This is a genomic window from Marinobacter santoriniensis NKSG1 (assembly GCF_000347775.1).
Lineage (GTDB): Bacteria > Pseudomonadota > Gammaproteobacteria > Pseudomonadales > Oleiphilaceae > Marinobacter > Marinobacter santoriniensis.
This window is the reverse complement of the sequence record NZ_APAT01000003.1, coordinates 55,961-80,301: the sequence shown is the minus strand read 5'-3', so window position 1 is coordinate 80,301 and position 24,341 is coordinate 55,961. Positions and strand designations below refer to the sequence as shown.

Below are 24,341 nucleotides of genomic sequence, written 5' to 3'. Positions count from 1 at the left end.
CAGAGTAATCTGGCGGGCTTTTTTGTGCGTCAGGGCATAACGATGCAATTACCAGAGCGACCAACCGCCGTCGTCGTCCTCTTCGATCGTCTTGTCCTCTTTCTTGGCCTCCGCCGGCTGGTCTGCCTTGGCAGGCGCCGCCTTATCGGCCTTTTCCGCAGTCTTCGCACTGGCCTTTGCTGGCGCGGCCGCAGCAACTTTCATGGAAATCATGCCAAGGGCTTTCTTGGTTTCATCATCCAGAATACCCGTTGCCTGCAATCCGTGATCTTTCTGGAAGCTGGTCAGCGCCGAACGGGTGGCATCATCCATATCGGGGCTGACATTTGAAATATCGTAACCCGCTCCGTAAAGCGCGTTCTTCAGAGCTACGGTCTCATTGGCCTGGGCCAGAGGGGCAAGCCCTAACAAAGCCGCCGCACCGGCTGCAGCCAGAAGGCGACCCAGATTCCTGGTCGGGTTCTTCATGGTACTCACCTGCACTACTCCTGATGCCAAACCGACATCGCTTCTTTTTTATTATGTGGCGCCAATCTCCACGGGCTGGGGCAAACACTGAAAAGACTATCACACTTTGCGATCAACGCGACCGCTCGGGTTCTCATCCTCCGGCATCGGACCGGTTCCGGGATGACGAACCGTCTGGGCCTCATGTCCGAACTCCCGGATGAAGATCCCCCAGAAGGCCATGAAAAGGGCCGCTACCAGGGGGCCCATGACAAAGCCGTTGACTCCGAACATGACAATGCCGCCCAGCGTTGACAACAACACAATGTAATCCGGAAGCTTGGTGTCGCGACCGACGAAAACCGGTCGAAGCAGGTTGTCCGCCAGCCCAATGACCAGCACCCCGAATATCGTGAGAACCGCTGCGGATACAAGTTGTCCCACCGCCGCGAGGTAGATGGCCACGGGCACCCAGACAATGGCGGCGCCAATGGCCGGAAGCAGCGAAACAATAGCCATCACCACGCCCCACAGTAACGCCCCGGAAATGCCGAGAATCCAGAAGATCAGGCCACCAAGGGCGCCCTGGATGATCGCGATCAGCAGGTTGCCTTTGACCGTCGCCCGGGTCACCTCCGCGAACTTGGCAAACAGCAGACGCTCGCGCTCATCCCCCAGCGGCAGGGCCCGGATCAGCAATTCCACCAGTTGATGACCGTCACGAAGCAGGAAAAACGCCAGGTAGACCATCAGGGCCAGCCCCATGAAGAACTGGAACGTGTTCTGCCCGATGCCGAGGGCCTGCTTGGCCATGAACTGGCTGCCGCCAACAAACAGGCTGACGGCTTTGTCCCGGATCTCGCCGAAGTTGATATCGAACTGCGCGAGGAAAGACTGAATGGCCGGAAACGACTGATTTACGCGGTCGATGTACTCGCCAGGGCGAATTTCGCCGCTCTGGATCTGCTGGTACAGCTCCACACCCTGTGCAATCAACGACGTCACCAGGAGCAGGACGGGAATGATGACGATCACCATGCAGACCGTCAGGGTGACCAGGGCATTGACATTGGGCCTGGGCCCGAGCCACTTCGCCACCAGGTTCTGGACCGGATGGAAAATCAGCGCAATGGCGACGGCCCAGAAAATCGGCCCGAAGAAAGGTTTCATCAATAGGAAGAACGCCAGGGAGACCCCGACCAGCATTGCCAGAAAAGTCCGTGTTTCAAGTTTTGCGTACATAAGTCAGGGTATCCCGGCACAAAGAGCGGTAACGAAGGCTTTGGATAATACCAGCCTATCACGGGAGTTTGGCCACTGGCGCCCGCTTCAGGTTATAGTCGCTGGTTGGTGATCACAGTTTGAACGGGTCATAGTATTGGATCTGGAAACCTTTACCACAGAAACCGCCCTGGACGCTGCCCGGGAATTGCAAAAAGTCCTGGCAGCGCGGACTCATCGTCGAAAGGTGATGGGGCAGGACGTGCTGGTGCCCGGACAGCTCGGCGAGGCGCTGAACCTTCCCCGAATCATCAACCGGCTCCAGAGTAAACAACAGCGACAGAGAGACGCCGGCCTTGAGGATTTCGAGGAATTATGGCCGACGCTGTCGCCACGAACCCGGCAACGGGTTCTGGACGCCATCGGCTGGTACGACCCCAAAGAACTTGACTGGGAGGATAAACGTTCCAATCGCAGGCCGTTGGTCGATACGGACAAGGATTCCGTATAAATCACGGGCAGTGAACGCAGGCAGACTTTTTACTGTCACACACTGCCCCTAGGTTGTAAGTATCAGGAGGATATCTATGAGAGAACCAAACCATTACAACGCGATTCTTGCTGAGGGATGCGCCGTACCCACCCTGCTCTGCGGCCATTGCCACTCAATTCTTTCCCGGTCGCGCATTTTTCTTAACGAAGGCGACAACCAGCAGTCCATCGAGTGCCGGACCATCGGACTGTGTTCGGCCGACGATTGCGGTGCTGTCAACTGCTGCGACGATGCCATGCGTCACATTGACGGCCCGGAGCGCCTGTTCGGGCTGGCCTGCTGATTCAAACCGGCAACGCTCTGTTACGCAACTCAAACACACCAGATCGCCATCTGATTTATCCTGAACTTTGACGATCGTCGTATCCGACGATCACGCAACCTATCAGTCAGGACAGTCGATGGCATGCGTATTCTGAGAACCGACGAAGCTCGCTTCAGGGACATTCCGGACTACCCCTTCACTCCCAACTATCTCGACGTGGCTCCCAACCTGAGGATGCACTACGTCGACGAAGGGGGACGTGAGGCCTCACCCGTACTCATGCTTCACGGCGAGCCCTCATGGTCGTTCCTCTACCGGCACATGATCCCCATGGTGGCCAATGCGGGGCATCGGGTTCTGGCGCCGGACCTGATCGGCTTCGGGAAATCGGACAAACCGGCCGATGCTGACGATTACAGCTACGACCGGCACATGGAATGGCTGACCACCTGGCTGGATACGCTCGATCTCCGGAACATCACCCTGGTGTGCCAGAACTGGGGTTCCCTGCTCGGTCTGCGACTGGCCGCGGAACATGCGGACCGGTTCAGCCGGATCATTGTCGGCAACGGCATGCTTCCCACCGGCGAAAACCGGGTTCCCACGGTATTTACCCTGTGGAAGACGTTCGCCGCTCACAGTCCCTGGTTCCCGGTCGCACGAATTGTCCAGCTGGGCACAGAGCGCACGCTTTCGAAGGCCGAAATGGCCGCGTATGAGGCGCCGTTTCCGTCCGCAGAGTTCAAGGCCGGTGCCCGGGCATTCCCGAGACTGGTGCCACTGTCTCCGGACGATCCGGTCAGCGCTGCCAATCAGGCGACCTGGAAAGCACTGGAGAAATGGCGCAAGCCCTTTATCACCTGCTTCAGTAGCGGCGACCCGATCACCCGGGGCGGAGACCGCTATATGCAAAGGCGCATTCCCGGCGCGCACGGACAGCCCCACATCACACTCAGGGGTGGACACTTCCTTCAGGAAGACTCACCCGAGGCCTTCGCGCGCATCATCATCGACGCCCTGAAAGCAGAGATGGCGGCCTGAGCCACCACCTCTTCCGAGCAAAAAGACGCCGACTGACGCCCTTCAGGACTGATGTTTCGGCTGGTAGGTTCCGGAGTCGACCCGGGGACGGTCAGGCTCCGCCTCGGCAAGCGGCTCGCATTCCTGAAGACTTGCCAGCGAGCGCCGGGTAAGACGCTGATACTCCTCGGTCCCCTTCTTCTTCCAGGCAATTTCCTTGTCACTCAGGGTTCGCAGAACCTTTGCCGGCGCTCCCACGATCAGCGAGCCTGGCTCGCACGTGAATCCGGCCTTGACGAGGGCTCCGGCCCCGACGATCGACTTCGGTGCAATGTGTGCCTCATCCATGACCACCGCATTCATCCCCACCATGGCATCTTCACCCACGACACACCCGTGCAGGATGGCTCCGTGGCCGACATGGCCATTCTTCTCGATGACCGTGTCCATTCCCGGGAACCCATGCATGACACAGGTGTCCTGAATGTTGGAACCTTCCTTCAGGACAATTCGACCGAAATCGCCGCGCAACGAGGCGGCAGGGCCAACGTAGCAGTCCGGCCCGACCCAGACGTCGCCGATCAGGACGGCACTGGGATGGACATAGGCGGATGGATGGATAACCGGGACAACACCTTCAATGCTGTAAACGGGCATAACGTTCTCCTGCAGGAATGGGACCGAAATAATTTTTGTTGGCTCTTTTTTGTATCACATTATAATTTTCGCCCGGAAATTTCACGAAAATTGGCGATGCCACGCGGCACAAAACCCCGTTAAAGGCCTCAAAAGGAACCAGCAAGAAATAATATTTCCAATAAAAATCATTCCGTTAGCAAAAAATCCCGCGAGCAAAAATATAAAGTGATACAGAAGTCGATACCATGAATCCTTGACGAGTATCAATTCTTAGATATACTCAATTTCGGACGTCGTGTCGGAGGGCACTGGTTGCCCGCAGTCCGATCGACCCTGCGCCCCGCGCAAGGGCGCCATGAAGAATTCTCTGTCACGGGACACCCAGTGTCGTCCCGGCCATTCCTGTTATTACAACAAATGGGACAACATCATGACCCAGTCAAGCATCCTTCTGGAGATCGATCAGGGCATTGCCACAGTCACCCTGAACCGCCCGAACAACCTCAACAGCTTCAACGTGGAAATGCACGAACGCATGCGTGAGGCCATCACGACCGTTCGCAACGACGACAGCGTCCGCGTTCTGGTCATCACCGGTGCCGGCCGTGGCTTCTGTGCCGGTCAGGACCTGTCCGACCGCAGCGTCTCACCGGATCAGGAAATGCCGGATCTGGGTGCTTCCCTGGAAAATTACTACAACCCGCTGATGCGCAGTCTCCGTGATCTGCCGATGCCGGTTCTGTGTGCCGTCAACGGCGTCGCGGCCGGCGCCGGTGCCAACATTGCGCTCGCTTGCGATATCACGCTGGCTGCCCGGTCTGCCAGCTTTGTGCAGGCCTTCTGCAAGCTCGGCCTGGTACCGGATTCCGGCGGCACCTGGACCCTGCCCCGCGTCGCGGGCATGGCCCGGGCCAAGGGCATGGCACTGCTGGGCGACAAGATCAAGGCTGAACAGGCCGAAAGCTGGGGCATGATCTGGCGGTGCGTTGACGACGAGCAACTGATGGACGAAACCATGAAACTGGCTCGTCATTTTGCCGTCCAACCCACGAAAGGTCTGGCACTGATCAAACAGGCCCTGCATGCCAGCACCACCAACAGCTTTGACGAACAACTGGAACTCGAACGGGATCTGCAGCGCCAGGCAGGCCAGACCGACGACTACCGCGAAGGCGTCGCCGCGTTCATGGAAAAGCGCACACCGGATTTCAAGGGGAAATAAAACATGCCGGCACTGGATTCCAGTATTAATGTAGCCGTCATCGGTGCGGGCGCCATGGGCTCCGGCATCGCCCAGGTTGCCGCACAGGCCGGACACACCGTCTACCTCCACGATCAACGGGAAGGCGCCGCAGCGGCCGGTCGTGACAACACGGCCAAGATTCTTCAGCGCCGCGTCGATAAAGGCAAAATGGACCAGCAGGACGTCGATGCCATCGTCGGACGGATCCAGCCAGTCGACAAACTGTCCGATATCGCCGACGCCGGCCTGGTCATCGAAGCGATCATCGAGAACCTTGAGATCAAGCAAGGCCTGTTGGGAGACCTCGAATCTCTGTGCAGCGACCAGACGATTCTGGCCACCAACACCTCGTCGATCTCCATCACTGCCCTGGGCGCGAAAATGCAGAAGCCAGAGCGGCTGGTGGGCATGCACTTTTTCAATCCGGCGCCTCTGATGGCCCTGGTGGAGGTGGTGTCCGGCCTGGCCACTGACGGCACCGTCGCTGAAACGGTGCATGCAACCGCACTCCAGTGGGGCAAAAAACCGGTACACGCGACCTCAACGCCCGGCTTCATTGTCAATCGCGTTGCCCGTCCCTTCTACGCCGAGAGCCTGAGACTCGTCCAGGAACAGGCGGCGGATCCGGCCACCCTGGATGCCCTGATGCGCGAGGCAGGCAACTTCCGGATGGGCGCCTTCGAGCTGACCGACCTGATCGGACACGACGTCAACTACGCCGTTACCAACTCGGTGTTCAACGCCTATTACCAGGACACCCGGTTTCTCCCGTCGCTCATCCAGCAGGAACTGGTGGAAGCAGGTCGACTGGGCCGCAAGAGCGGTCGGGGTTTCTACCGCTACGGCGAGGGCGATGATCGTCCCGCAGCAAACACTGAAGCCGAACAGGGTGGAAGCATCCACAAGACGGTGACGGTTGAAGGCGACCTGGGCCCGGCCAAAGCGCTCGTTCAGCGCTGGCAAGAGGCCGGCCTTGAGATCGAGGAGCGTGACGGCAACGGCCGGATTCGTTTCGGCGAGGCCGTCCTTGTGCTGACCGATGGCCGCATGGCGTCAGAACGCGCGGCCGCAGAGGGCATCGACAATACCATCGTGTTCGATCTGGCATTCGATTTCGCCACGACCACACGCCTGGCCATTGCCGCAGCGGATCAGGCCTCCGGGCAAGCCATCCAGGATGCCTGCGCCCTGTTGCAAACAGCCGGTATCGCGGTCAGCCGTCTGGCGGATCGTCCCGGACTGGTCATCATGCGAACTGTCGCCATGCTGGCCAACGAAGCGGCCGATGCCCACCTGCACGGCGTTGCCACGGTGGCGGACATCGACCTGGCCATGAAGGCCGGCCTGAACTATCCCGAAGGCCCCCTCAGCTGGAGCGATCGACTCGGAGCCGGCTGCGTCTTCACGGTCCTGACCAACCTTCAGAACAGCTACGGTGAAGACCGGTATCGCCCGGCGCTGCTGCTGAGAAAAAATCATTACGCCAACAAGGGGTTCTACGCATGACTGACACCGACCCACAGATTCTGGCCGAACAGTGCGCAGAGCACATGTTCTCCCGGGATCGCGCCAGCCAGAAGCTCGGCATGAAAATCGAGTCCGTCGCGCCAGGCAAAGCGGTCCTGACCATGACCGTTACCGGCGACATGGTCCAGGGCCACGGCTCCTGCCATGGCGGTTATCTGTTCACCCTTGCTGACTCGGCATTCGCGTTCGCCTGCAACACTTACGACCGTGCGACGGTCGCCTCAGGCTGCAGTATTGACTTCATGTCCGGTGCAAAGGAAGGCGATCAGCTGACCGCCACAGCGGAGGAACGCTCCCGCGGCGGCCGGACCGGCGTTTATGACATCACCCTGACCAACCAGGACGGACGCACCGTGGCACTGTTCCGCGGCCGTTCCTATGAAGTACGCGGCACCGTCCGCCATTCGGAGAACGCATCATGAGCACTGACACCCGCCTGAAAGACGCTTACATCGTCGACGCCATTCGTACACCCATTGGCCGTTACGGCGGCGCCCTTTCGGCAGTCAGGGCCGATGATCTTGGCGCCATTCCGATCAAGGCCCTGATGGAACGCCACCCCGACCTGGACTGGTCGAAAGTGGACGACGTTCTTTACGGCTGCGCCAACCAGGCCGGCGAAGACAATCGGGACGTGGCCCGCATGTCACTGCTGTTGGCCGGGCTGCCGGTGGACGTGCCGGGAAGCACCATCAACCGGCTGTGTGGTTCCGGAATGGATGCGGTCGGCAGTGCTGCCCGTGCCATTCGAACCGGCGAAGCCGGCCTGATGATCGCTGGTGGCGTCGAGTCCATGTCCCGGGCGCCTTTCGTGATGGGCAAAGCGGAAAACGCCTTCAGCCGCAAGGCGGAAATGTTCGATACCACCATCGGATGGCGTTTCGTGAATCCGGTGATGAAAAAGCAGTACGGCATCGATTCCATGCCGGAAACCGCAGAAAACGTGGCCGAGCAGTTCAAGGTGTCCCGGGAAGATCAGGATGCCTTTGCCCTGCGCAGCCAGCAGCGGACCGCAGCGGCCCAGGCCGCGGGCTTTTTCGCCAATGAAATCACCTCGGTCACCATTCCCCGTCGCAAACAGGATCCGCTGGTGGTCGACACCGACGAGCATCCTCGCGAGACCAGCCTCGACAAGCTTGCGTCACTTCCGACGCCGTTCCGTGAAAACGGTTGCGTGACTGCTGGCAACGCCTCCGGCGTCAACGACGGCGCCTGCGCACTGTTGCTGGCCGGCTCCGAGGCCCTGAGCCAGTATGGCCTCAAACCCAGGGCGCGGGTGATTGCCATGGCGACCGCCGGTGTCGAGCCACGCATCATGGGCTTTGGCCCTGCGCCGGCCACCCGCAAGGTCCTCAAGACCGCCGGGCTGGAACTGGCGGACATGGATGTGATCGAACTGAACGAGGCATTTGCAGCACAGGCGCTGGCGGTCACCCGGGACCTCGGGCTTCCGGACGATGCCGAGCACGTCAACCCGAACGGCGGCGCCATTGCCCTCGGCCACCCGCTCGGCATGAGCGGTGCGCGACTGATCACCACCGCGCTGAACGAACTCGAACGTCGCCACCAGGCCGGGCAAAAAGCCCGTTACGCGCTTTGCACCATGTGCATCGGTGTTGGCCAGGGGATTGCCCTGATCATCGAAAGAACCGACAGCGCCGCCTGATTGCACAACAGGATCTAGACTGAAAACACGGTACAAGAACAACGCAGGACAACATCATGAGCAATTTACCACTGCAAAAAATCGGCAAACTCGACCGCATGGAAACGGCCAGCATCGATGAGCTGCGCCACGAACAGCTTCAGCGCCTGCGCTGGAGCGTGGTTCATGCCTACACCAACGTCCCTTTCTACCGCAATGCCTTCGACGAAATCGGCCTGAAACCGATGGACATCAATTCGCTGGAAGACCTTGCCAAGATTCCCTTCACCACCAAGGCGGATCTGCGGGACAACTATCCATTCGGCATGTTTGCCACCCCCATGGACCAGGTCGTCCGCGTCCATGCCTCCAGCGGCACCACCGGCAAGCCGACCGTTGTCGGTTACACCCAGAGTGACATCAACACCTGGGCCGACATTGTGGCCCGCAGCATCCGGGCCGGCGGCGGTCACCGGGGCGACAAGGTTCACGTGTCCTATGGCTACGGCCTGTTCACCGGCGGCCTGGGCGCGCACTACGGTGCCGAACGGCTCGGCTGTACGGTCATCCCCATGTCCGGTGGACAGACCGAGAAGCAGGTCCAGCTGATCAAGGACTTCCAGCCGGACATCATCATGGTGACCCCGTCCTACATGCTGAACATTGCAGACGAAATGGACCGTCAGGGCATCGATCCGCACAAACTGCCGCTCCGTCTGGGCATTTTTGGTGCCGAGCCCTGGACCAACAGCATGCGGACCGAACTGGAAGAGCGCCTCGGTATCGAGGCACTGGACATCTACGGCCTGTCCGAAGTCATGGGCCCCGGCGTAGGTATGGAGTGTCTCGAAACCAAAGACGGCCCGACCATCTGGGAAGATCACTTCTATCCGGAGATCATTGATCCCAACACCGGTGAAGTCCTGCCCGATGGCGAGTACGGCGAGCTGGTCTTCACCTCGCTGACCAAGGTGGCCCTGCCAATCCTGCGTTACCGGACCCGGGATCTCACACGCCTGTTGCCCGGCACTGCGCGGCCGATGCGTCGCATCGACAAGATTACCGGTCGCAGCGATGACATGCTGATCATCCGGGGCGTCAATGTGTTCCCGAGCCAGATCGAGGAGCAGGTTCTCAAGTGTGAAGCCCTGGCGCCGCACTACGAGATTGAGGTCTACAAGGAAGGCAACCTGGATTGCGTGGATATCCGCGCCGAGCTGAAGCCGGAAGCCGCCAGCAGCGATGACGTCCGGGCCAATGCCGCCAAGGAGCTGACCCACCATATCAAATCCTACATTGGCATCAGCACCCGTGTTCAGGTTCTGGAGCCGAACCGTCTGGCCCGCTCCGAGGGCAAGGCCAAGCGGGTTATTGACCGGCGCAACCAGTAAATCCCGGTTTGGCAGCGGGCCGGTCCCCTTTCCGGCCCGCTGCCCGTTTAAAACGGAGACACCCGCTGCCGCACCGGATGTCGATTTAATTTCACTCTCTCTAAACCAATCTCAATAGCTTTTCGTCACGTATCATATTTTTGTCTATTTAAATCAGTCTATTACTTGATTATAGGACACCCAAAATACCCGACATGACACACAAAGCTAAAACTTGATATTTATTCAGTATCATTTAAGATTGAATGTATAGCCCAACAAACACTGTCAGGGCTCGGCTGTTCACAGACCAACAGAACAACAAGCCCGAACCGGAGGTATTGTATGTACGCCCAGCTCGTTGAAACCGGAGCCAAGCGCGTCAAATCCCTGGACGAAATGTCGCCTGAAGAGCGCGCATTCCAGGAGAAGATCGATGCAGAAACCAAAATCGAGCCGAAGAACTGGATGCCGGAAGGCTACCGGAAGACCCTTGTTCGCCAGATCTCCCAGCACGCCCACTCCGAAGTGGTTGGCATGCTGCCGGAAGGCAACTGGGTCACCCGTGCACCAACCCTGAAGCGCAAGCTCCAGTTGATGGCCAAGATCCAGGACGAGGCGGGTCACGGACTCTACCTCTACAGCGCCATGGAAACCCTGGGCGCTGACCGGGACGAAGAAATCGAGAAGCTGCATCAGGGCAAAGCCAAGTACTCCAGCATCTTCAACTATCCGACCCTGAACTGGGCGGACATGGGTGCGGTCGGCTGGCTGGTGGATGGCGCCGCCATCGTCAACCAGGTGGTACTGCAGCGGACCTCTTACGGGCCCTACTCTCGCGCCATGATCCGTATCTGTAAGGAAGAAAGCTTCCACCAGCGTCAGGGCTACCAGATCCTGCTGGACATGATGCGGGAAGGTACCGAAGAGCAGAAACAGATGGTACAGGACGCCATCAACCGCCTGTGGTGGCCGGCACTGATGATGTTTGGTCCGCACGACGACGAATCCCCGAACTCCCAGCAGTCCATGGCCTGGAAGATCAAGCGCAAGAGTAACGACGAACTGCGTCAGATGTTCATTGACCAGACTGTTCCGCAGCTTGAGTACCTGGGATGTACCGCACCGGACCCGGACCTGAAATGGAACGAGGAAACCGGCCACTACGATTTCGGTGAAATCAACTGGCAGGAGTTCTACGACGTTCTCAAGGGCAACGGCCCCTGTAACCGCGAGCGGATCAACACCCGCAAGAAAGCGATTGAAGAAGGCGCCTGGGTTCGCGAAGCGGCCGTCGCCTATGCCAAAAAACAAAAGCAGCGCGCAGCAGCTGCTTGATATCGGAGGAATACAACATGTCTGAATGGCGTCTTTACGAAGTTTTTGTTCGCAGCAAGCACGGCCTGAACCACAAACACGTGGGAAGCGTTCACGCTGCCGATGCCGAAATGGCCATGGAAAACGCCCGTGACCTGTACACACGCCGCAACGAGGGCGTAAGCATCTGGGTGGTTCCTTCCGACATGATCACCGCGTCAGCGTCCGACGAGAAAGAAGTGCTGTTTGATCCGTCCGAGGACAAGGTGTACCGGCACGCGTCCTTTTACGAGCTGCCCGACGAAGTCGGACACATGTAAGGAGTGATTCCATGAATCAGAAAGAAGCACTCACGGAATACCTGCTGCGCCTGGCCGATTCGGACATGATCCTCGGTCAGCGCCTGTGCGAGCTGTGCGGCAAGGCGCCGGCGCTTGAAGAAGAAATGGCGCTGATGAACGTGGCACTGGATCTCGTCGGCCAGGCCCGTAACTGGTACGAGTACGCCGCCGACCTGATCGATGACGGTCGCGATGCGGATAAACTGGCCTATCGCCGGGATGCCCACGACTACCGCAACCTGCTGCTGACCGAGCAGCCGAACGAAGACTACGCCGTGACCATGGGTCGCCAGTTCTTTTTCGATGTCTGGCACTACTTCACCCTGAAGAGCCTGGTAAACGCCAGCGACGAACGCGTTGCCGGCATTGCCGCAAAGGCACTGAAGGAAGTGACCTATCACCTGCGCCGGTCCTCCGAGTGGGTCAAGCGCCTGGGTGACGGTACCGAGGAGAGCCATCGCCGGATGCAGGATGCGGTCGATATCCTCTGGCGCTTCACCGGTGAGCTCATCACACCGGATGAGACCGACCAGCTGATGGCGGAAGCCGGCATTGGCCCGGATCCGGAGCAGTTGAAGGAAGACTGGCGTGGACTGGTCAAAGAGGTTCTTCAGGAAGCCACGCTGACGCCGCAGCCAGACGACGCCTGGATGTACATGGGCGGCAAACGCGGCGAACACACCGAACATCTCGGTTTCATTCTGGCAGAAATGCAGTTTCTGCAGAGGGCCTATCCCGATGCCACAACATGGTGATTCAGACAACCGGTCAGCCGTCGACATCCTGATCGCAAGCGATCGGGTGCCGGCAAACGCCCGCCCCGATCTGCTGACAGAGGACGACATCTGGGCACTGCTTGATGAGGTCAAAGACCCTGAAGTGCCGGCAGTCAGCGTCGTGGAGCTCGGCATTGTCCGGGCGGTTCACTGGGACGGTAAAGAACTGTCCATCGATGTGACCCCGACCTACTCCGGGTGCCCGGCCACCGAACTGATTGAGGAACTGATTGCCGAAGCCCTGCGCGCTGCGGGCTTTCGGGATCCGAAGATCAATCAGGTGCTGACCCCTGCCTGGACCACCGACTGGATCACAGACGAAGGCAAAGAAAAGCTTCGGGCATTCGGCATCGCGCCGCCCGAGGGCAGCTCCAGCAAGATGAGTCTGCTCGGCGAACCGGAGGTCATTGCCTGCCCCCACTGCGGCAGCAAAGACACCGAGCGGGTCAGCGAGTTCGGATCCACCGCCTGTAAAGCCCTTTATCGTTGCAAGGAATGCCTCGAGCCCTTCGACTATTTCAAATGCATCTAGAGCCGATACGATCATGAACAAATTTTACTCACTGACCCTCAAAGAGGTCAGACCGGAAACAAGAAACGCCGTATCACTTGCTTTTGACGTGCCGGGAGACCTGGCGGACAAATTCAGCTACAAGCAGGGCCAGCACCTGATTGTCAGAACCAAACTGAATGGTGAAGAAGTCCGCCGCTCCTACTCGATCTGCCGAAGCGTCAACGACCAGGAACTGCGCATTGCGATCAAGCAGGTGCCCGGAGGCCGGTTCTCAACCTTTGCCAACGAGCAGCTCAAGCCCGGCCAGACCCTGGAAGTCATGCCGCCTCAGGGCCATTTCTCCATTGACCTGGACCCGGAGCGTGAAGGCAATTATCTGGCGGTTGCCGCCGGCAGTGGTATCACCCCGATTCTGTCAATCGTGAAGACCACCCTGGAAACCGAACCGAAGAGCGAGGTCACCCTGTTCTACGGTAACAAGGCCACCAGCAGCACCATGTTCCGCGACGAACTTCAGGACCTGAAGAACGAGTACATGTCCCGCCTGAACCTGGTGTACATCTTCACCCGTGAGGAACAGGACATTGACCTGTACAACGGACGGATTGACCACGACAAGTGCGATGCCCTGTTCGATCACTGGATCAACGTCAAGGAGCTCACGGCGGCCTTCATCTGCGGTCCCCAGCTGATGACGGAAGACGTGCGGGACTCCCTGCAGCGCCACGGCCTGGACAAGAGCAAGATCCACTACGAGCTGTTTACACCGGTTGGCGGCGCACCTCAGCCCCGGAAAGACAGGGATCCGTCTCATGTCGATCCGAAGTCCGTCAGTGAGGTAACGGTCATCGCCGATGGCCGCTCCCTGACCTTCCCGCTGGTACGCGACACCAAGAGCATCCTGGATGCCGGTAACGAGGAAGGCGCGGACCTGCCCTATTCCTGCAAGGCCGGCGTCTGCTCGACCTGCCGTGCCAAGGTAGTGGAAGGCGAAGTGGAGATGGACCAGAACTTTGCGCTGGAAGATTACGAGGTCGAAGCCGGCTACGTGCTCTCCTGTCAGTGCTATCCGATCAGCGACAAAGTGGTTCTCGACTACGACGAGATGTAACTCGTTCTTTGACGACCACACAGTAAGACCCGACAAAGGCAAGTCCTGTTACCGCAGGACTTGCCTTAGCGTTTTCAGAAACGAACGGAGTTTCCCATGTCAGTCCTGAAAAGTTTCATTGCCGGCCAGTGGGTCGGTGAAAAGCCGGCCAAGGCCCTGCCCAGCGCCGTCAACGGCGAGATCGTGGCGCAAACCCACGACGACACCCTGGATTTCAAGAAAGCCGCTGAATACGGTCGCAAGGTCGGCGGCAAGAGCCTGATGGCCATGGATTTCCAGGAGCGCGCCCTGGCCCTGAAGGCCATGGCCCTGTACCTGCAGGAACACAAGAAGGAACTTTACGCCCTGTCCATGCACACCGGTGCCAGCAAGGGCGATAACGGCATCGATATCGATGGCGGCATCGGCACGCTGTTCTCCTACGCCAGCATGGGTCGCCGGGAACTGCCGTCCGGCAACGTGGTACACGAAGGCCCCGTCATGCCACTGGGCAAGAACAACCACTTTGCCGGAACCCACATCCTGGTTCCCCGCGGCGGCGTCGCCTTGCACATTGACGCCTACAACTTCCCGGTCTGGGGTATGCTCGAGAAATTCGCGCCCACCTTCCTGGCGGGCATGCCGTCCATCGTCAAGCCGGCGACATCCACCTGTTACGTGACCGAACTGGCGGTTCGCCTGATGCAGGATTCCGGCGCTCTGCCCGAGGGCAGCCTGCAGCTGATCATCGGCAGCACGGGCGACCTGTTCGATCACCTCGAAGAGCAGGACGTGGTCACCTTTACCGGTTCTGCGGCAACCGCTCGCAAGCTGCGCAACCATCCGAACATCATCAACAAGTCCATTCCTTTCAACGCGGAAGCGGACTCGCTGAACAGCGCCATCCTGGCACCGGACGTGACCCCCGAACACGAAGAGTTCGATATTTTCGTGAAGGAAGTGGGCCGCGAAATGACGGCCAAGGCCGGTCAGAAATGTACCGCGATCCGTCGGGTACTGGTACCGAAGGACCGGGTGGATGCCGTCTGTGAAAAACTGAAGGAGCGCCTGTCGAAAGTGACTGTCGGCGATCCTTCGGTGGAAGGCGTGCGCATGGGCGCCCTGGCCTCCATCGACCAGCTGGAAGACGTCAAGGCGAACATTCAGGAACTGCTGAAGACCAGTGAGCTGGTTGTCGGCGGTGACGGCAGTTTCCAGCCGACCGGCGAGGGTACCGACAAAGGCGCGTTCATCGAACCGCACCTGCTGCTGTGCCGGAACCCGGAAAATGGCTGCGGCGCCCACGACATCGAAGCGTTTGGTCCGGTCGCCACCGTGATTCCCTATGACACCATCGAAGATGCCGTAGAGCTCTGCTCCATGGGCCGGGGCTCACTGGTCACGACCCTGACCACCCGCGATCCCGCCACTGCCGGCAGGATTGCGCCCCTTCTGGCCGCCTTCCACGGCCGTCTGCATCTGCTGGACGCCGAAGCCGCGAAGGAATCCACCGGTCACGGCTCGCCCCTGCCCATGCTCAAGCATGGTGGCCCGGGCCGCGCTGGTGGCGGTGAGGAACTCGGCGGGATCCGTGCGGTCCATCACTACCTGCAGCGGACCTCCATCCAGGGCTCCCCGACCATGCTGGCAGCCGTTACCCGCGAATATGTGCGCGGCGCCAACGTGATCGAGACCGAAGTGCACCCGTTCCGTCGTCACTTCGAGGACCTGCAGATCAACGAGTCCCTGCTGACACACCGGCGCACCGTGACCGAAGCGGACATCGTCAACTTTGGTTGCCTGTCCGGCGATCACTTCTACATGCATTTCGATGAAATCGCTGCGCGGAATTCCCAGTTCGGCAAGCGTATTGCCCACGGCTACTTCGTGCTGTCCGCGGCGGCCGGCCTGTTCGTTTCGCCGGGCGAAGGCCCGGTTCTGGCGAACTACGGCCTGGACACGCTGCGTTTCATCGAGCCGGTCGCACCCGGAGACACCATCCGGGCCCGCCTGACCTGCAAGCGCAAGATCGATCAGGGTCGAACATCACCGGACGGCCACCCGCAAGGTGTGGTGGTCTGGGATGTTCAGGTTCACAACCAGAACGACGAACTGGTTGCGAGCTACGACATCCTGACACTGGTTGCCAAAAAGCCCCAGTAAACCGGGGCTCATCCGGCCTGCCTCCTGTTGGACCCGGGAGGCCGGAGCGGAGGCAAATTAAAGGGGGACAGGCTTTTGGCCTGTCCCCCTTTTTTCTGCGAGACGAATCATTCCGGTGCCAGATTACATCCCCAGATAGGCCTCACGAACCTTCTCGTTGCTCAGCAGCTCGCGACCTGTACCTTCGATCACCACCTGACCGGTTTCGAGCACGTAACCGCGATCCGCCAGCGCCAGGGCCTGAGAGGCATTCTGTTCCACCAGGAAAATGGTAATGCCCTCTTCCTTGAGTTCCTTGATGATGTCGAAGATCTCCTCGATGATCAGCGGAGCCAGCCCCATGCTCGGTTCGTCGAGCAGAAGCAGGCGCGGCCGGGCCATCAAAGCACGCCCCATCGCCAGCATCTGCTGCTGACCGCCGGACAGTTCACCCGCCAGGTTATGGCGTTTCTGGCGCAAAATTGGGAACTTGGTGTACATCCGCTCCAGATCATCCATCACCTCCGGGGAGCGGCCACGGGTGTAGGCCCCCAGCAGCAGATTATCCTGCACCGAGAGGTCCTTGAACACCTGGCGCCCTTCCGGCACCTGAACAATGCCCTGCGCCACCCTCTGGTCCGCCGAGACCTTGCCCAGGTCCTTGCCTTCGAACACCATGCTGCCGCGCTCCATCGGCTGGAGCCCGGAAATGCTCATCAACAGGGTAGACTTGCCGGCACCGTTGGCGCCCACCAGCGATACGATCTCGCCGCTGTTGATGTGCACATCGATGTCGTGGAGCACTTCAATCTGGCCATAGGATGTGGCCAGCCCCTTGATCGCCAGCATTTCCTGGCGTGCGTGGGGCGCACTGACCCGTTCCTCGTGTTTCAGGCCCAGGCCGCCGAGCCGTTCCGGGGTGTAACTGATGATCTGGTGACGCAATTCCCGGAATTCCTCACGGACCCGCTCACCAAAGAGAGGATCGTTCTCCACGTCCCGCGCTTCGACAATCTGCTCCCAATCCTCGGCAGACAGCAATTTTCGGGCGCGGGGAATCACCACGCCCTCTTCCTTGCGGATATGCTTGCGCAGCGCCTCGGTGAATCGAGCCAGCGCGTGACTGAACTCTTCCCGGCCTTGCGGCCAGTTTTCCATGCAGAACGCCAGCAAGCGGCGCAGCTCCAGAAGCTTCTCGTGACCAATCACGTAGCCCCGCGCCAGCTTTTCCAGCAGAGGCACCGTCTCCGGTGATTTCTCTCCCAGGCGCTTGTACAGCTCGATGTCCGTCGGGGTGCTGTGCACCCGCTGGGAAAAATGCTGAATGTAATCGAAGATCCGGTCGAGCAGCCGCTCATCCGGACGTTGCTCGTTGACGTTCATGTCGCTCAGGAGCTGGTCCAGCAGATCCAGGATCCGCCAGAGGGCCTGATGCTCATGCACGATGGTGCGAATAGCCTGCTCACTGCGGGACTGGGCAGGCGCCATTTCGGTGTGTTGCTCTGTCATTTGAAATGTCTCCTGGCTCAGCCACCCAGATAGGCAGCGATCACATCCGGATTGTTCCGGATTTCTTCGGGGGTACCCTCGGCGAGTACTCGACCGTAGTTGAGCACCAGCAATCGGTCGGAGATACCCATGACCAGTTTCATGTCGTGTTCAACCAGCATCACCGTGGTGCCCTGATCGGCAATCTTGCGGATCAGGTCTTCCAGCGCCGCGGTTTCTGTGCCGTTCAGGCCCGCCGCAGGTTCGTCCAGCAGGATGACCTTCGGCTCGGCCGCCAGTGCCCGGGCGATTTCCAGCCGTTTGAGGGCGCCGTAGGACATGGCCGATGCCTCGGTATCGAGGTACTCGCCACAACCGACAAACTCCATCAGATCCTGCGCATGCTGGCGACAGGACTTTTCGTCCCGCAGCAGTGAGGGCAAGCGGAACAGGGTGCTGAACAGGTTACTCTTGAGCTTGAGATGACGACCGAGCATGACATTTTCGATGGCCGTCATGTTCATGCAGATCTGCATCTGCTGGAACGTCCGGCACATGCCCCGCTCCGCCAGCTGGTTCGGTTCCAGCCGGTCGGTACTCTCACCATTGAGCCGGATTTCACCCTTCGTGGGCGTGTAGATACCGGAAATGAGGTTGAACAACGTGGTTTTCCCGGCACCGTTCGGGCCGATGACCGAGTACACCTGCCCCGCTTCCACCGAGAAGCTGACGCCCTCGACCGCGTGAACCCCACCAAAAGCCTTGTCCAGGCCGCTGACTTCAATCAATGCGCTCATGCCTGACCTCCTGCCCGTTTCTTCAACCGCTTGCTCACAGCCATCTGCAAGGTCGGTAACAGGCCTTTCGGCATGAAGATCATGGTCAGCATCAGGATCAGACCGAACATCACGGCTTCCATCTCCTGGAAGTGGGTCAGTACCTGTGGCAGCAGCTTCAGGACCACCGCCCCCAGAATGACTCCCATGGTCGACCCCATTCCGCCGAGGACCACCATGGTGATCAGCACGATGGAGAAATCGAAACTGGCGACGGCCGGTGTAATGAACCCCTGGAAGTGCGCATAGAGCCCACCCATCACGCTGGCATAGATCGCGGATATCACGAACACGAGACTCTTGTACCGGGCCGTATTCACGCCCACGACGCGAGCCGCCACTTCAGAACCGTGGACCGAGCGCAGTGCACGCCCGATAGGCGAATCGATAAGGTTCTGGGCCAGCCAGACAGCCACCAGAAGAACAGCCGCTGCAAACAGGTACCAGGCCTGGCTTCCGTTCAGTTCAATGCCGAACAGGGAATAGGAACCAAAGGGACTCAGCTCCCAGCCAAACACATCGAACGGCGGCACCGGCATACCATCTGGGCCACCGGTAATCTGACTTTCGTTATTGATGACGATCGCAATGATGAAACCGACAGCCAGGGTCGCCATCGACAGGTAGTGGCCCTTGAGCCGCAGAATCGGACGACCGACCACCCAGGCCAGGATCCCCACCAGGATCCCTCCGACCACCAGTGCCGGAATGGCGGACCAGCCATAGTTTCCGGTCATGATCCCGGTGAAGTAGGCGCCGAGCCCGAAAAACCCGGCGTGCCCCAGGCTGATCTGGCCGGCGAAGCCCACCAGAAGGTTCAACCCGACCACGGTTGCGGCAATGATCGCCATCTGGGTAGCCAGGTCATAATGGAACGGATTGCTCAGAAACGCAGGAATCGTATACAGGATAACGGCGAGGACAATCAGCCCCCGCAAACGGGATTGCATGAACTGGTTGAGCATCAGACCCTCTCCACTACCTTGGCGCCGAACAAGCCGCGTGGCATGAAGAACAGCACGACCAGAATCATTGAGAACGCGACGGCGTCCTTGTAATCGGATGAGATGTAGCCTGCGGTCATCGCCTCGACGACACCCAACAGGAGGCCACCCACAACCGCGCCCACGCCGCTGCCCAGGCCACCGATCGCGGCGGCAACAAAGCCTTTGAGTCCCAGCATGATGCCGATGTCATAGGAGGTGAACGTGATGGGCGCGACGACCACACCAGCAATGGAGCCAAGCAATGCCGACACCATGAAGGCCAGCATCAGAACCAGCTGAGTGCGGATACCAACCAGCCGAGCGGCTTCCTTGTTCATGGAGGTGGCCAAAATGGCCTTGCCGATCAGCGTGCGGGTAAAAAACAGCACCAGCGCCACAACCAGAACCGCACCAATACCCAGTACCCAGAGGCTCTGGCTGTTCAGCACCGCCCCGAAAATCCGGATCGGTTCGTCACTGCTGAAATTCGGCATGACATGGTATTCCTTGCCCCAGACCAGCTGGGCCAGACCACGGATAAAAATTGACGCGCCGATGGTAATAATGATCAGCGTAACCACGTCGGCCTGTTTGGCCGGAGCAATGGCAAAGCGCTGCAGAAGAATACCGAAGACGCCTGCGAGCAGGACCGCCAGGATAATCGCCAGCAACATGGGAACGCCCATCGCGGTGAGTGACACGGTGGTCATACCGCCAATCATCAGGAATTCGCCCTGGGCAAAGTTGATGACGTGGCTCGCGTTATAAATCAGGGTGAATCCGAGAGCAATCAGCGCATAAGTGGCGCCAATAGTAATCCCGGTAAAGAGGTATTGTAAGAATTCAGAGAGCATAGCCGTGGTACCGGTCAGACACTGGCTGACGGTCCTCCCCGGAACCGGGGAGCACGGTCAGCCATAGAACAGATAAATGAGAACTTAGTCGATCAGTTTCCAGTCGCCATTCTGGACTTCCAGAATGCGGAAGGAATCCGCGTCGAGGCCGTTGTGGTCTTCCGGAGACATATTGAACTCACCGGTAACACCTACGTAACCCTTGATGTTCTCAAGCGCTTCGCGAACAGCCGCATGATCCGTGCTGCCAGCCGCTTCAATGGCTTTCACCGCCAGCATCAGACCATCGTACGCATAGCCACCGAAGGTAGACACTTTGGAGTCCCAACGGGCTTCGTACTCGGACTTGTAGTTCTGGACCACAGCCTTCTGCGGATCACTGTCCGGCAGGGCATTCGGAACCAGCAGCGGCGAAGCCGGCAGTCGCAGGCCTTCGGCGGAGTCGCCGGCCAGCTTCAGGAAGCTGTCAGACGCCACACCGTGGGACTGGTAGAACGGCAATTTGATACCCAGCTGGGCGTAGTTCCGGGTCACGATCGCAGGACCCTGACCGAAACCGAAGTTCAGAACCGCCTGAACACCGTCGGTATTGCGGATGTTGGTCAGCTGGGCCGTCATGTCGGTATCCGAGCCGCTGTAGGTCTCGTCCGCCACAATCTCGATACCCATATCCTTGGCGACATCAAGGGTCTGCTTACGACCGGATGCACCGAAACCACCGGTACCGGAAATCAGGCCGATCTTGGTGAATCCGCGATCCTTCATATCGGTCAGGATACGCTCGGCAGCCATGCGGTCAGTCTGCGGTGTCTTGAAGACCCACTCCTTGACCGGAGTGGTGATAACCACAGCGCCCGCCAGGGAAATGAACGGCACTTTCGCCTGCTCGACCAGTGGCACGGCCGCCATGGTCGCACCCGTGGTGCTGCCGCCAACGATGATATCCACCTGGTCTGAGCGGATCAGACGGCTGGCGAAGTTACGGGCGGACGAGGCGTTGCCCACGTCATCGTAGTGAATCAGTTCCAGCTGACGCCCAAGGACGCCGCCGTCTTCGTTGATCTTGTCAACATACATCTGGAGGGTTTTCAGTTCCGGATCGCCCAGGAAAGAGGCGGGACCGGTCACAGACAGGAAAGAACCGATCTTGATCGGTTCGGCAGCCTGGACGCTGGCGCTCATCACCAGGCCGGCGGCCGCGATGGCCGCAAATTTTCCAGCTCGACGCATAAATGTCTTAAGCATTGTTTTTGTTCTCCCGAATTGAGTGGGGCCTGAGTTACCCCCGATCATTGCTCAGAAGTAAAACAGCGTTCGAAAGCAGGCCACTGTCTCTTGTGTCATATGACGTTTGCTTTCGTTCATTGTCAGTTTGTTTTCTGCGAACTCATCCCTGATTGCAACCATCCTATCTTTTCGCCTTCGATATAATTCGATACCGTTGACGAATATCAAAAGACGTTATTGTATCATAACCAGACTGTCAACCGGTTTTAGGTGACTTCCTGACGTACCCATAGAGTAAAGTCGACTTTGGCTGCAAGTGCCAGTATGGCGCGATCAAACAGAGCGCTTTACCTGACACTCAGGAACCGCATAATAACGATACCGTTTGTTGACTTCGCTCACTTATAAATGGCACTCGAAGTATGTCCGCAAAAACTCAGCTCGAAGAGCTCGTCGCGAATTTCCAGAAGAAAAGGCCGCTGCGCGCCGGCTCTCTGATTATTACAATATACGGCGACGCCATTGTGCCCAGGGGTGGAACCGTCTGGCTGGGCAGCCTCATGAAACTGGTTGAGCCGATTGGCATCAGCCAGCGACTGGTTCGCACCTCGGTATACCGGCTCGTCCAGGAATCCTGGCTGCAGACGGAGAAAGTCGGACGCTGCAGCTACTACAGCCTCACAGGCCCCGGCCTGCGTCGTTTCGAGCAGGCGTTCCAGCACGTATACAGCCTGTCCACCAAGGAGTGGAGTGGCAGTTGGTGCCTGGTATTCCTGAACCAGCTGTCCCCCGAGCTCAAACAGAAGGTTCGGGAAGAGCTCAAATGGCACAGCTTCGGCAGCATGGCGCCCGGCGTCATGGAACACCCGCGCTTCACCCGAAACGAATTGCTGCCACTGCTGCAGGAATGGGGCGCACTGGACGACACCATCGTGATGGAAACCGTTCCGATTGAGCAGAAGAGCTCAAAAGCACTGCGGCTTCAGGTGCGCGAAAGCTGGAATCTGGACGAGCTGGGCGGACGTTACCGCCGCTTCCTGGCCCAGTTCCGGCCAGTCTGGCGTGAGCTTCAGAACAACGACGACCTCACCCCGGCCGAGTGTCTGACACTGCGGATTCTGTTGATTCACGAGTACCGGAAGATACTGCTGCGTGATCCGCTGCTCCCGGACGAACTGCTTCCCGGAGACTGGGAGGGCCGCAGCGCCAAGCAGCTTTGCCGCAATCTTTACCGACAGATTTCCGCCCGTGCGGAACAGTGGCTGGATGAAACCCTCGAGAATGCCTCCGGCCCCCTGCCAGGGCCCAATGACAAGTTCTACCGTCGGTTCGGCGGGTTGGACGAGGCGCCCTTAAACGCAGAAAACCTCACAGTGGCCGAGCCACTGTGAGGTTTTCTGCGTTAAACGGAGGGGTCAGAAGAAGTTGTACAGGAACACCACAACGATACCCGCCGGCGTCAGGTAGCGCAGCACCGCCATGAAAGCGGTGTAAATTCCACCTCTCAGGCCTATGTCGTCCGACAGGCCTTCCCGCTTCATCGCCCAGCCGGCAAACAGCGCAATCGCCAGTCCACCAAGCGGCATCATGAGATTGGACACCAGGAAGTCCAGAAGATCGAACACCGTCTTGCCTTCGAAATAGCCGATGAAGCCGAGCGGGTGAACATCGGACCACACATTGAAGGAAAGCACCGTTCCCAGGCCAATGAACCAGATGGCGAGGCCACCGAAGAGTGCGCCTTTGACCCGGCTCACGCCCTTATGCTCTTCCAGCCATTCCACCACCGGCTCCAGCATGGAAATGGCCGAAGTCACGGCCGCGACGAGCAACAGGGTGAAGAAAATGGCCCCGAAAACGATACCGCCGCCCATCTTGCCAAATGCCAGGGGCAGAGTGACAAAGATCAGCCCCGGACCGGCGCCGGGCTCCAGCCCGTTGGAAAAGACCAACGGGAAGATCGCGAGCCCCGCCAGCAGAGCCACACTGGTATCGATCACGGCGATCGTCATGGCGGTGCCGGCGATATTGACCCGCTTGGGCAGATAAGAGCCATACGCCATGATGACACCGATACCGATACTCAGGGTGAACGCCGCGTGGCCCAGAGCCGTCAGCACACCCTGCGTCGTGAGCTTGCTGAAATCGGGCGAGAACATGAAACTGACGGCGCGACCGAAACTGTCGGTATTCATCGCGTAGATCACCATCGCAATCAGCAGCACGAACAACAACGGCATCAGCAGGTTCACTGCCCGCTCCAGCCCTGAGCGGATGCCTTTCGCCACGATAAAGATCACGATCGCCATAAAGACGCCGTGCCAGGCCAGCAACTCCCAGGGGTTGCCAAGAAGGCCACCGAACTGGGCACCGATAGCATCCGCGTCGGCTCCGACAAACGCCCCCGCGGCGGCCTTGCCAATGTAGACCAGCGACCAGCCGCCAATCACCGAATAGAAGGACAGCACCAGGAAGGAAGCGATCACACCATTCCAGCCGATGGCACGCCAGCCCCGGGATACGCCTTCGGATTCGGTCAGCGAGCGCATGGTGCCCACCGGGCTCTGCCCGCCACGGCGGCCAATCATTGTCTCTGCGATCAACACCGGCACCCCAATGACGGCGATACAGATCAGGTAGACAATCACGAAGGCGCCGCCGCCATTCTCACCGGTGATGTAGGGGAATTTCCAGATATTCCCCAGACCCACCGCCGAACCGGCGGCAGCGAGAATGAAGGCGAGACGCGACGACCAGAGGCTCGACGCCTGCTGGTGCGGTTGAACAGTTTGGTTACTCATTGAGATCTCCGGTTAGTTGTTTTTGTCGGAAAGCGCGAA

General features: G+C 59.2%; 24 protein-coding genes and 1 pseudogene. 15 read left to right on the top strand and 10 right to left on the bottom strand.

Features of this window, described 5'->3' with window-relative positions; genetic code table 11:
* Positions 1 to 48 precede the first annotated feature (48 nt).
* On the bottom strand, positions 49 to 468 hold the full coding sequence (locus tag MSNKSG1_RS00390; RefSeq protein WP_040886494.1) for a peptidoglycan-binding domain-containing protein: 420 nt from the start codon (positions 466 to 468) through the stop codon (positions 49 to 51).
* A 99-nt stretch (positions 469 to 567) separates the two neighbouring features.
* Positions 568 to 1,689 (bottom strand): AI-2E family transporter, encoded by a 1,122-nt coding sequence (locus MSNKSG1_RS00385; RefSeq protein ID WP_008937243.1) that lies wholly within the window; start codon positions 1,687 to 1,689, stop codon positions 568 to 570.
* A gap of 136 nt (positions 1,690 to 1,825) precedes the next feature.
* Here MSNKSG1_RS00385 and MSNKSG1_RS00380 point away from each other — a divergent pair, with 136 nt between their 5' ends.
* From MSNKSG1_RS00380 to MSNKSG1_RS00370, 3 genes are all read left to right on the top strand, one after another.
* Positions 1,826 to 2,179, top strand: coding sequence for a hypothetical protein (locus MSNKSG1_RS00380; protein WP_008937242.1), 354 nt, complete (start codon positions 1,826 to 1,828; stop codon positions 2,177 to 2,179).
* A gap of 76 nt (positions 2,180 to 2,255) precedes the next feature.
* Entirely contained in the window at positions 2,256 to 2,504 is a 249-nt protein-coding gene (locus MSNKSG1_RS00375) for a hypothetical protein (protein WP_008937241.1), read from the top strand.
* Positions 2,505 to 2,627: 123 nt separating this feature from the next.
* Positions 2,628 to 3,527 (top strand): haloalkane dehalogenase, encoded by a 900-nt coding sequence (locus MSNKSG1_RS00370; RefSeq protein ID WP_008937240.1) that lies wholly within the window; start codon positions 2,628 to 2,630, stop codon positions 3,525 to 3,527.
* A gap of 42 nt (positions 3,528 to 3,569) precedes the next feature.
* Here the strand turns inward: MSNKSG1_RS00370 and paaY are convergent, their stop codons facing one another.
* Positions 3,570 to 4,163 (bottom strand): phenylacetic acid degradation protein PaaY, encoded by a 594-nt coding sequence (gene paaY / locus MSNKSG1_RS00365; RefSeq protein ID WP_008937239.1) that lies wholly within the window; start codon positions 4,161 to 4,163, stop codon positions 3,570 to 3,572.
* Between the two features lie 412 nt (positions 4,164 to 4,575).
* Between paaY and paaG the strand changes: the two genes are divergently transcribed.
* From paaG to paaZ, 11 genes are all read left to right on the top strand, one after another.
* Positions 4,576 to 5,367, top strand: a complete 792-nt coding sequence (gene paaG / locus MSNKSG1_RS00360; RefSeq protein WP_008937238.1) for a 2-(1,2-epoxy-1,2-dihydrophenyl)acetyl-CoA isomerase PaaG — start codon at positions 4,576 to 4,578, stop codon at positions 5,365 to 5,367.
* 3 nt (positions 5,368 to 5,370) lie between these two features.
* A complete protein-coding gene (gene paaH / locus MSNKSG1_RS00355) occupies positions 5,371 to 6,894 on the top strand; it encodes a 3-hydroxyacyl-CoA dehydrogenase PaaH (protein WP_008937237.1) in 1,524 nt (507 codons plus the stop codon).
* On the top strand, positions 6,891 to 7,337 hold the full coding sequence (paaI, locus tag MSNKSG1_RS00350; protein WP_008937236.1) for a hydroxyphenylacetyl-CoA thioesterase PaaI: 447 nt from the start codon (positions 6,891 to 6,893) through the stop codon (positions 7,335 to 7,337). Before paaH ends, paaI begins: the two co-directional genes overlap by 4 nt.
* A complete protein-coding gene (pcaF, locus tag MSNKSG1_RS00345; protein ID WP_008937235.1) occupies positions 7,334 to 8,581 on the top strand; it encodes a 3-oxoadipyl-CoA thiolase in 1,248 nt (415 codons plus the stop codon). The genes paaI and pcaF overlap by 4 nt, the downstream gene beginning before the upstream one ends.
* Positions 8,582 to 8,637: 56 nt before the next feature.
* Complete coding sequence (paaK, locus tag MSNKSG1_RS00340) at positions 8,638 to 9,951, top strand: phenylacetate--CoA ligase PaaK (protein WP_008937234.1); 1,314 nt, start codon at positions 8,638 to 8,640, stop codon at positions 9,949 to 9,951.
* A 324-nt stretch (positions 9,952 to 10,275) separates the two neighbouring features.
* Positions 10,276 to 11,268 carry a 1,2-phenylacetyl-CoA epoxidase subunit PaaA gene (gene paaA, locus MSNKSG1_RS00335; protein ID WP_008937233.1) on the top strand — a complete coding sequence of 331 codons (993 nt, stop codon included), beginning with the start codon at positions 10,276 to 10,278 and terminating at the stop codon, positions 11,266 to 11,268.
* A 17-nt stretch (positions 11,269 to 11,285) separates the two neighbouring features.
* Positions 11,286 to 11,567 carry a 1,2-phenylacetyl-CoA epoxidase subunit PaaB gene (gene paaB, locus MSNKSG1_RS00330; RefSeq protein WP_008937232.1) on the top strand — a complete coding sequence of 94 codons (282 nt, stop codon included), beginning with the start codon at positions 11,286 to 11,288 and terminating at the stop codon, positions 11,565 to 11,567.
* A gap of 11 nt (positions 11,568 to 11,578) precedes the next feature.
* Complete coding sequence (paaC, locus tag MSNKSG1_RS00325) at positions 11,579 to 12,343, top strand: 1,2-phenylacetyl-CoA epoxidase subunit PaaC (protein WP_008937231.1); 765 nt, start codon at positions 11,579 to 11,581, stop codon at positions 12,341 to 12,343.
* On the top strand, positions 12,327 to 12,896 hold the full coding sequence (paaD, locus tag MSNKSG1_RS00320) for a 1,2-phenylacetyl-CoA epoxidase subunit PaaD (protein ID WP_008937230.1): 570 nt from the start codon (positions 12,327 to 12,329) through the stop codon (positions 12,894 to 12,896). Before paaC ends, paaD begins: the two co-directional genes overlap by 17 nt.
* Positions 12,897 to 12,909: 13 nt before the next feature.
* Positions 12,910 to 13,989, top strand: a complete 1,080-nt coding sequence (gene paaE, locus MSNKSG1_RS00315) for a 1,2-phenylacetyl-CoA epoxidase subunit PaaE (RefSeq protein ID WP_008937229.1) — start codon at positions 12,910 to 12,912, stop codon at positions 13,987 to 13,989.
* A gap of 96 nt (positions 13,990 to 14,085) precedes the next feature.
* Entirely contained in the window at positions 14,086 to 16,131 is a 2,046-nt protein-coding gene (paaZ, locus tag MSNKSG1_RS00310; protein ID WP_008937228.1) for a phenylacetic acid degradation bifunctional protein PaaZ, read from the top strand.
* Between the two features lie 123 nt (positions 16,132 to 16,254).
* Here paaZ and MSNKSG1_RS19670 read toward each other — a convergent pair whose 3' ends face one another.
* The 6 genes and pseudogenes from MSNKSG1_RS19670 to MSNKSG1_RS00285 form a co-directional block, all read right to left on the bottom strand.
* Positions 16,255 to 16,959 (bottom strand): ABC transporter ATP-binding protein, encoded by a 705-nt coding sequence (locus tag MSNKSG1_RS19670; RefSeq protein ID WP_008937227.1) that lies wholly within the window; start codon positions 16,957 to 16,959, stop codon positions 16,255 to 16,257.
* 210 nt (positions 16,960 to 17,169) lie between these two features.
* Positions 17,170 to 17,598, bottom strand: a pseudogene (locus tag MSNKSG1_RS19665) (hemerythrin domain-containing protein); the annotation flags it as partial.
* Between the two features lie 38 nt (positions 17,599 to 17,636).
* Entirely contained in the window at positions 17,637 to 18,395 is a 759-nt protein-coding gene (locus MSNKSG1_RS00300) for an ABC transporter ATP-binding protein (protein ID WP_008937226.1), read from the bottom strand.
* Positions 18,392 to 19,399: a branched-chain amino acid ABC transporter permease gene (locus tag MSNKSG1_RS00295; protein ID WP_008937225.1), complete on the bottom strand. Its 1,008-nt coding sequence runs from the start codon at positions 19,397 to 19,399 to the stop codon at positions 18,392 to 18,394. The genes MSNKSG1_RS00300 and MSNKSG1_RS00295 overlap by 4 nt, the downstream gene beginning before the upstream one ends.
* Entirely contained in the window at positions 19,399 to 20,274 is an 876-nt protein-coding gene (locus MSNKSG1_RS00290; RefSeq protein ID WP_008937224.1) for a branched-chain amino acid ABC transporter permease, read from the bottom strand. The genes MSNKSG1_RS00295 and MSNKSG1_RS00290 overlap by 1 nt, the downstream gene beginning before the upstream one ends.
* 84 nt (positions 20,275 to 20,358) lie before the next feature.
* Positions 20,359 to 21,519, bottom strand: coding sequence for an ABC transporter substrate-binding protein (locus MSNKSG1_RS00285; protein WP_008937223.1), 1,161 nt, complete (start codon positions 21,517 to 21,519; stop codon positions 20,359 to 20,361).
* Positions 21,520 to 21,923: 404 nt separating this feature from the next.
* On the opposite strand from MSNKSG1_RS00285, the gene paaX reads away from it, so the two are divergent.
* On the top strand, positions 21,924 to 22,892 hold the full coding sequence (gene paaX / locus MSNKSG1_RS00280; protein ID WP_008937222.1) for a phenylacetic acid degradation operon negative regulatory protein PaaX: 969 nt from the start codon (positions 21,924 to 21,926) through the stop codon (positions 22,890 to 22,892).
* Between the two features lie 24 nt (positions 22,893 to 22,916).
* Here paaX and MSNKSG1_RS00275 read toward each other — a convergent pair whose 3' ends face one another.
* Entirely contained in the window at positions 22,917 to 24,302 is a 1,386-nt protein-coding gene (locus MSNKSG1_RS00275; RefSeq protein ID WP_008937221.1) for a sodium-dependent transporter, read from the bottom strand.
* Between the last annotated feature and the right edge of the window lie 39 nt (positions 24,303 to 24,341).

What these genes read in the sequence shown, in the direction of transcription:
- MSNKSG1_RS00390 (WP_040886494.1), bottom strand. Translation starts at nt 468, where the DNA reads ATGAAGAACCCGACCAGGAATCTGGGTCGCCTTCTGGCTGCAGCCGGT.
- MSNKSG1_RS00385 (WP_008937243.1), bottom strand. Translation starts at nt 1,689, where the DNA reads ATGTACGCAAAACTTGAAACACGGACTTTTCTGGCAATGCTGGTCGGG.
- MSNKSG1_RS00375 (WP_008937241.1), top strand. Translation starts at nt 2,256, where the DNA reads ATGAGAGAACCAAACCATTACAACGCGATTCTTGCTGAGGGATGCGCC.
- MSNKSG1_RS00370 (WP_008937240.1), top strand. Translation starts at nt 2,628, where the DNA reads ATGCGTATTCTGAGAACCGACGAAGCTCGCTTCAGGGACATTCCGGAC.
- paaY (WP_008937239.1), bottom strand. Translation starts at nt 4,163, where the DNA reads ATGCCCGTTTACAGCATTGAAGGTGTTGTCCCGGTTATCCATCCATCC.
- paaG (WP_008937238.1), top strand. Translation starts at nt 4,576, where the DNA reads ATGACCCAGTCAAGCATCCTTCTGGAGATCGATCAGGGCATTGCCACA.
- paaH (WP_008937237.1), top strand. Translation starts at nt 5,371, where the DNA reads ATGCCGGCACTGGATTCCAGTATTAATGTAGCCGTCATCGGTGCGGGC.
- paaI (WP_008937236.1), top strand. Translation starts at nt 6,891, where the DNA reads ATGACTGACACCGACCCACAGATTCTGGCCGAACAGTGCGCAGAGCAC.
- pcaF (WP_008937235.1), top strand. Translation starts at nt 7,334, where the DNA reads ATGAGCACTGACACCCGCCTGAAAGACGCTTACATCGTCGACGCCATT.
- paaK (WP_008937234.1), top strand. Translation starts at nt 8,638, where the DNA reads ATGAGCAATTTACCACTGCAAAAAATCGGCAAACTCGACCGCATGGAA.
- paaA (WP_008937233.1), top strand. Translation starts at nt 10,276, where the DNA reads ATGTACGCCCAGCTCGTTGAAACCGGAGCCAAGCGCGTCAAATCCCTG.
- paaB (WP_008937232.1), top strand. Translation starts at nt 11,286, where the DNA reads ATGTCTGAATGGCGTCTTTACGAAGTTTTTGTTCGCAGCAAGCACGGC.
- paaC (WP_008937231.1), top strand. Translation starts at nt 11,579, where the DNA reads ATGAATCAGAAAGAAGCACTCACGGAATACCTGCTGCGCCTGGCCGAT.
- paaD (WP_008937230.1), top strand. Translation starts at nt 12,327, where the DNA reads ATGCCACAACATGGTGATTCAGACAACCGGTCAGCCGTCGACATCCTG.
- paaE (WP_008937229.1), top strand. Translation starts at nt 12,910, where the DNA reads ATGAACAAATTTTACTCACTGACCCTCAAAGAGGTCAGACCGGAAACA.
- paaZ (WP_008937228.1), top strand. Translation starts at nt 14,086, where the DNA reads ATGTCAGTCCTGAAAAGTTTCATTGCCGGCCAGTGGGTCGGTGAAAAG.
- MSNKSG1_RS19670 (WP_008937227.1), bottom strand. Translation starts at nt 16,959, where the DNA reads ATGCTGGCGATCAAGGGGCTGGCCACATCCTATGGCCAGATTGAAGTG.
- MSNKSG1_RS00300 (WP_008937226.1), bottom strand. Translation starts at nt 18,395, where the DNA reads ATGAGCGCATTGATTGAAGTCAGCGGCCTGGACAAGGCTTTTGGTGGG.
- MSNKSG1_RS00295 (WP_008937225.1), bottom strand. Translation starts at nt 19,399, where the DNA reads ATGCTCAACCAGTTCATGCAATCCCGTTTGCGGGGGCTGATTGTCCTC.
- MSNKSG1_RS00290 (WP_008937224.1), bottom strand. Translation starts at nt 20,274, where the DNA reads ATGCTCTCTGAATTCTTACAATACCTCTTTACCGGGATTACTATTGGC.
- MSNKSG1_RS00285 (WP_008937223.1), bottom strand. Translation starts at nt 21,519, where the DNA reads ATGCTTAAGACATTTATGCGTCGAGCTGGAAAATTTGCGGCCATCGCG.
- paaX (WP_008937222.1), top strand. Translation starts at nt 21,924, where the DNA reads ATGTCCGCAAAAACTCAGCTCGAAGAGCTCGTCGCGAATTTCCAGAAG.
- MSNKSG1_RS00275 (WP_008937221.1), bottom strand. Translation starts at nt 24,302, where the DNA reads ATGAGTAACCAAACTGTTCAACCGCACCAGCAGGCGTCGAGCCTCTGG.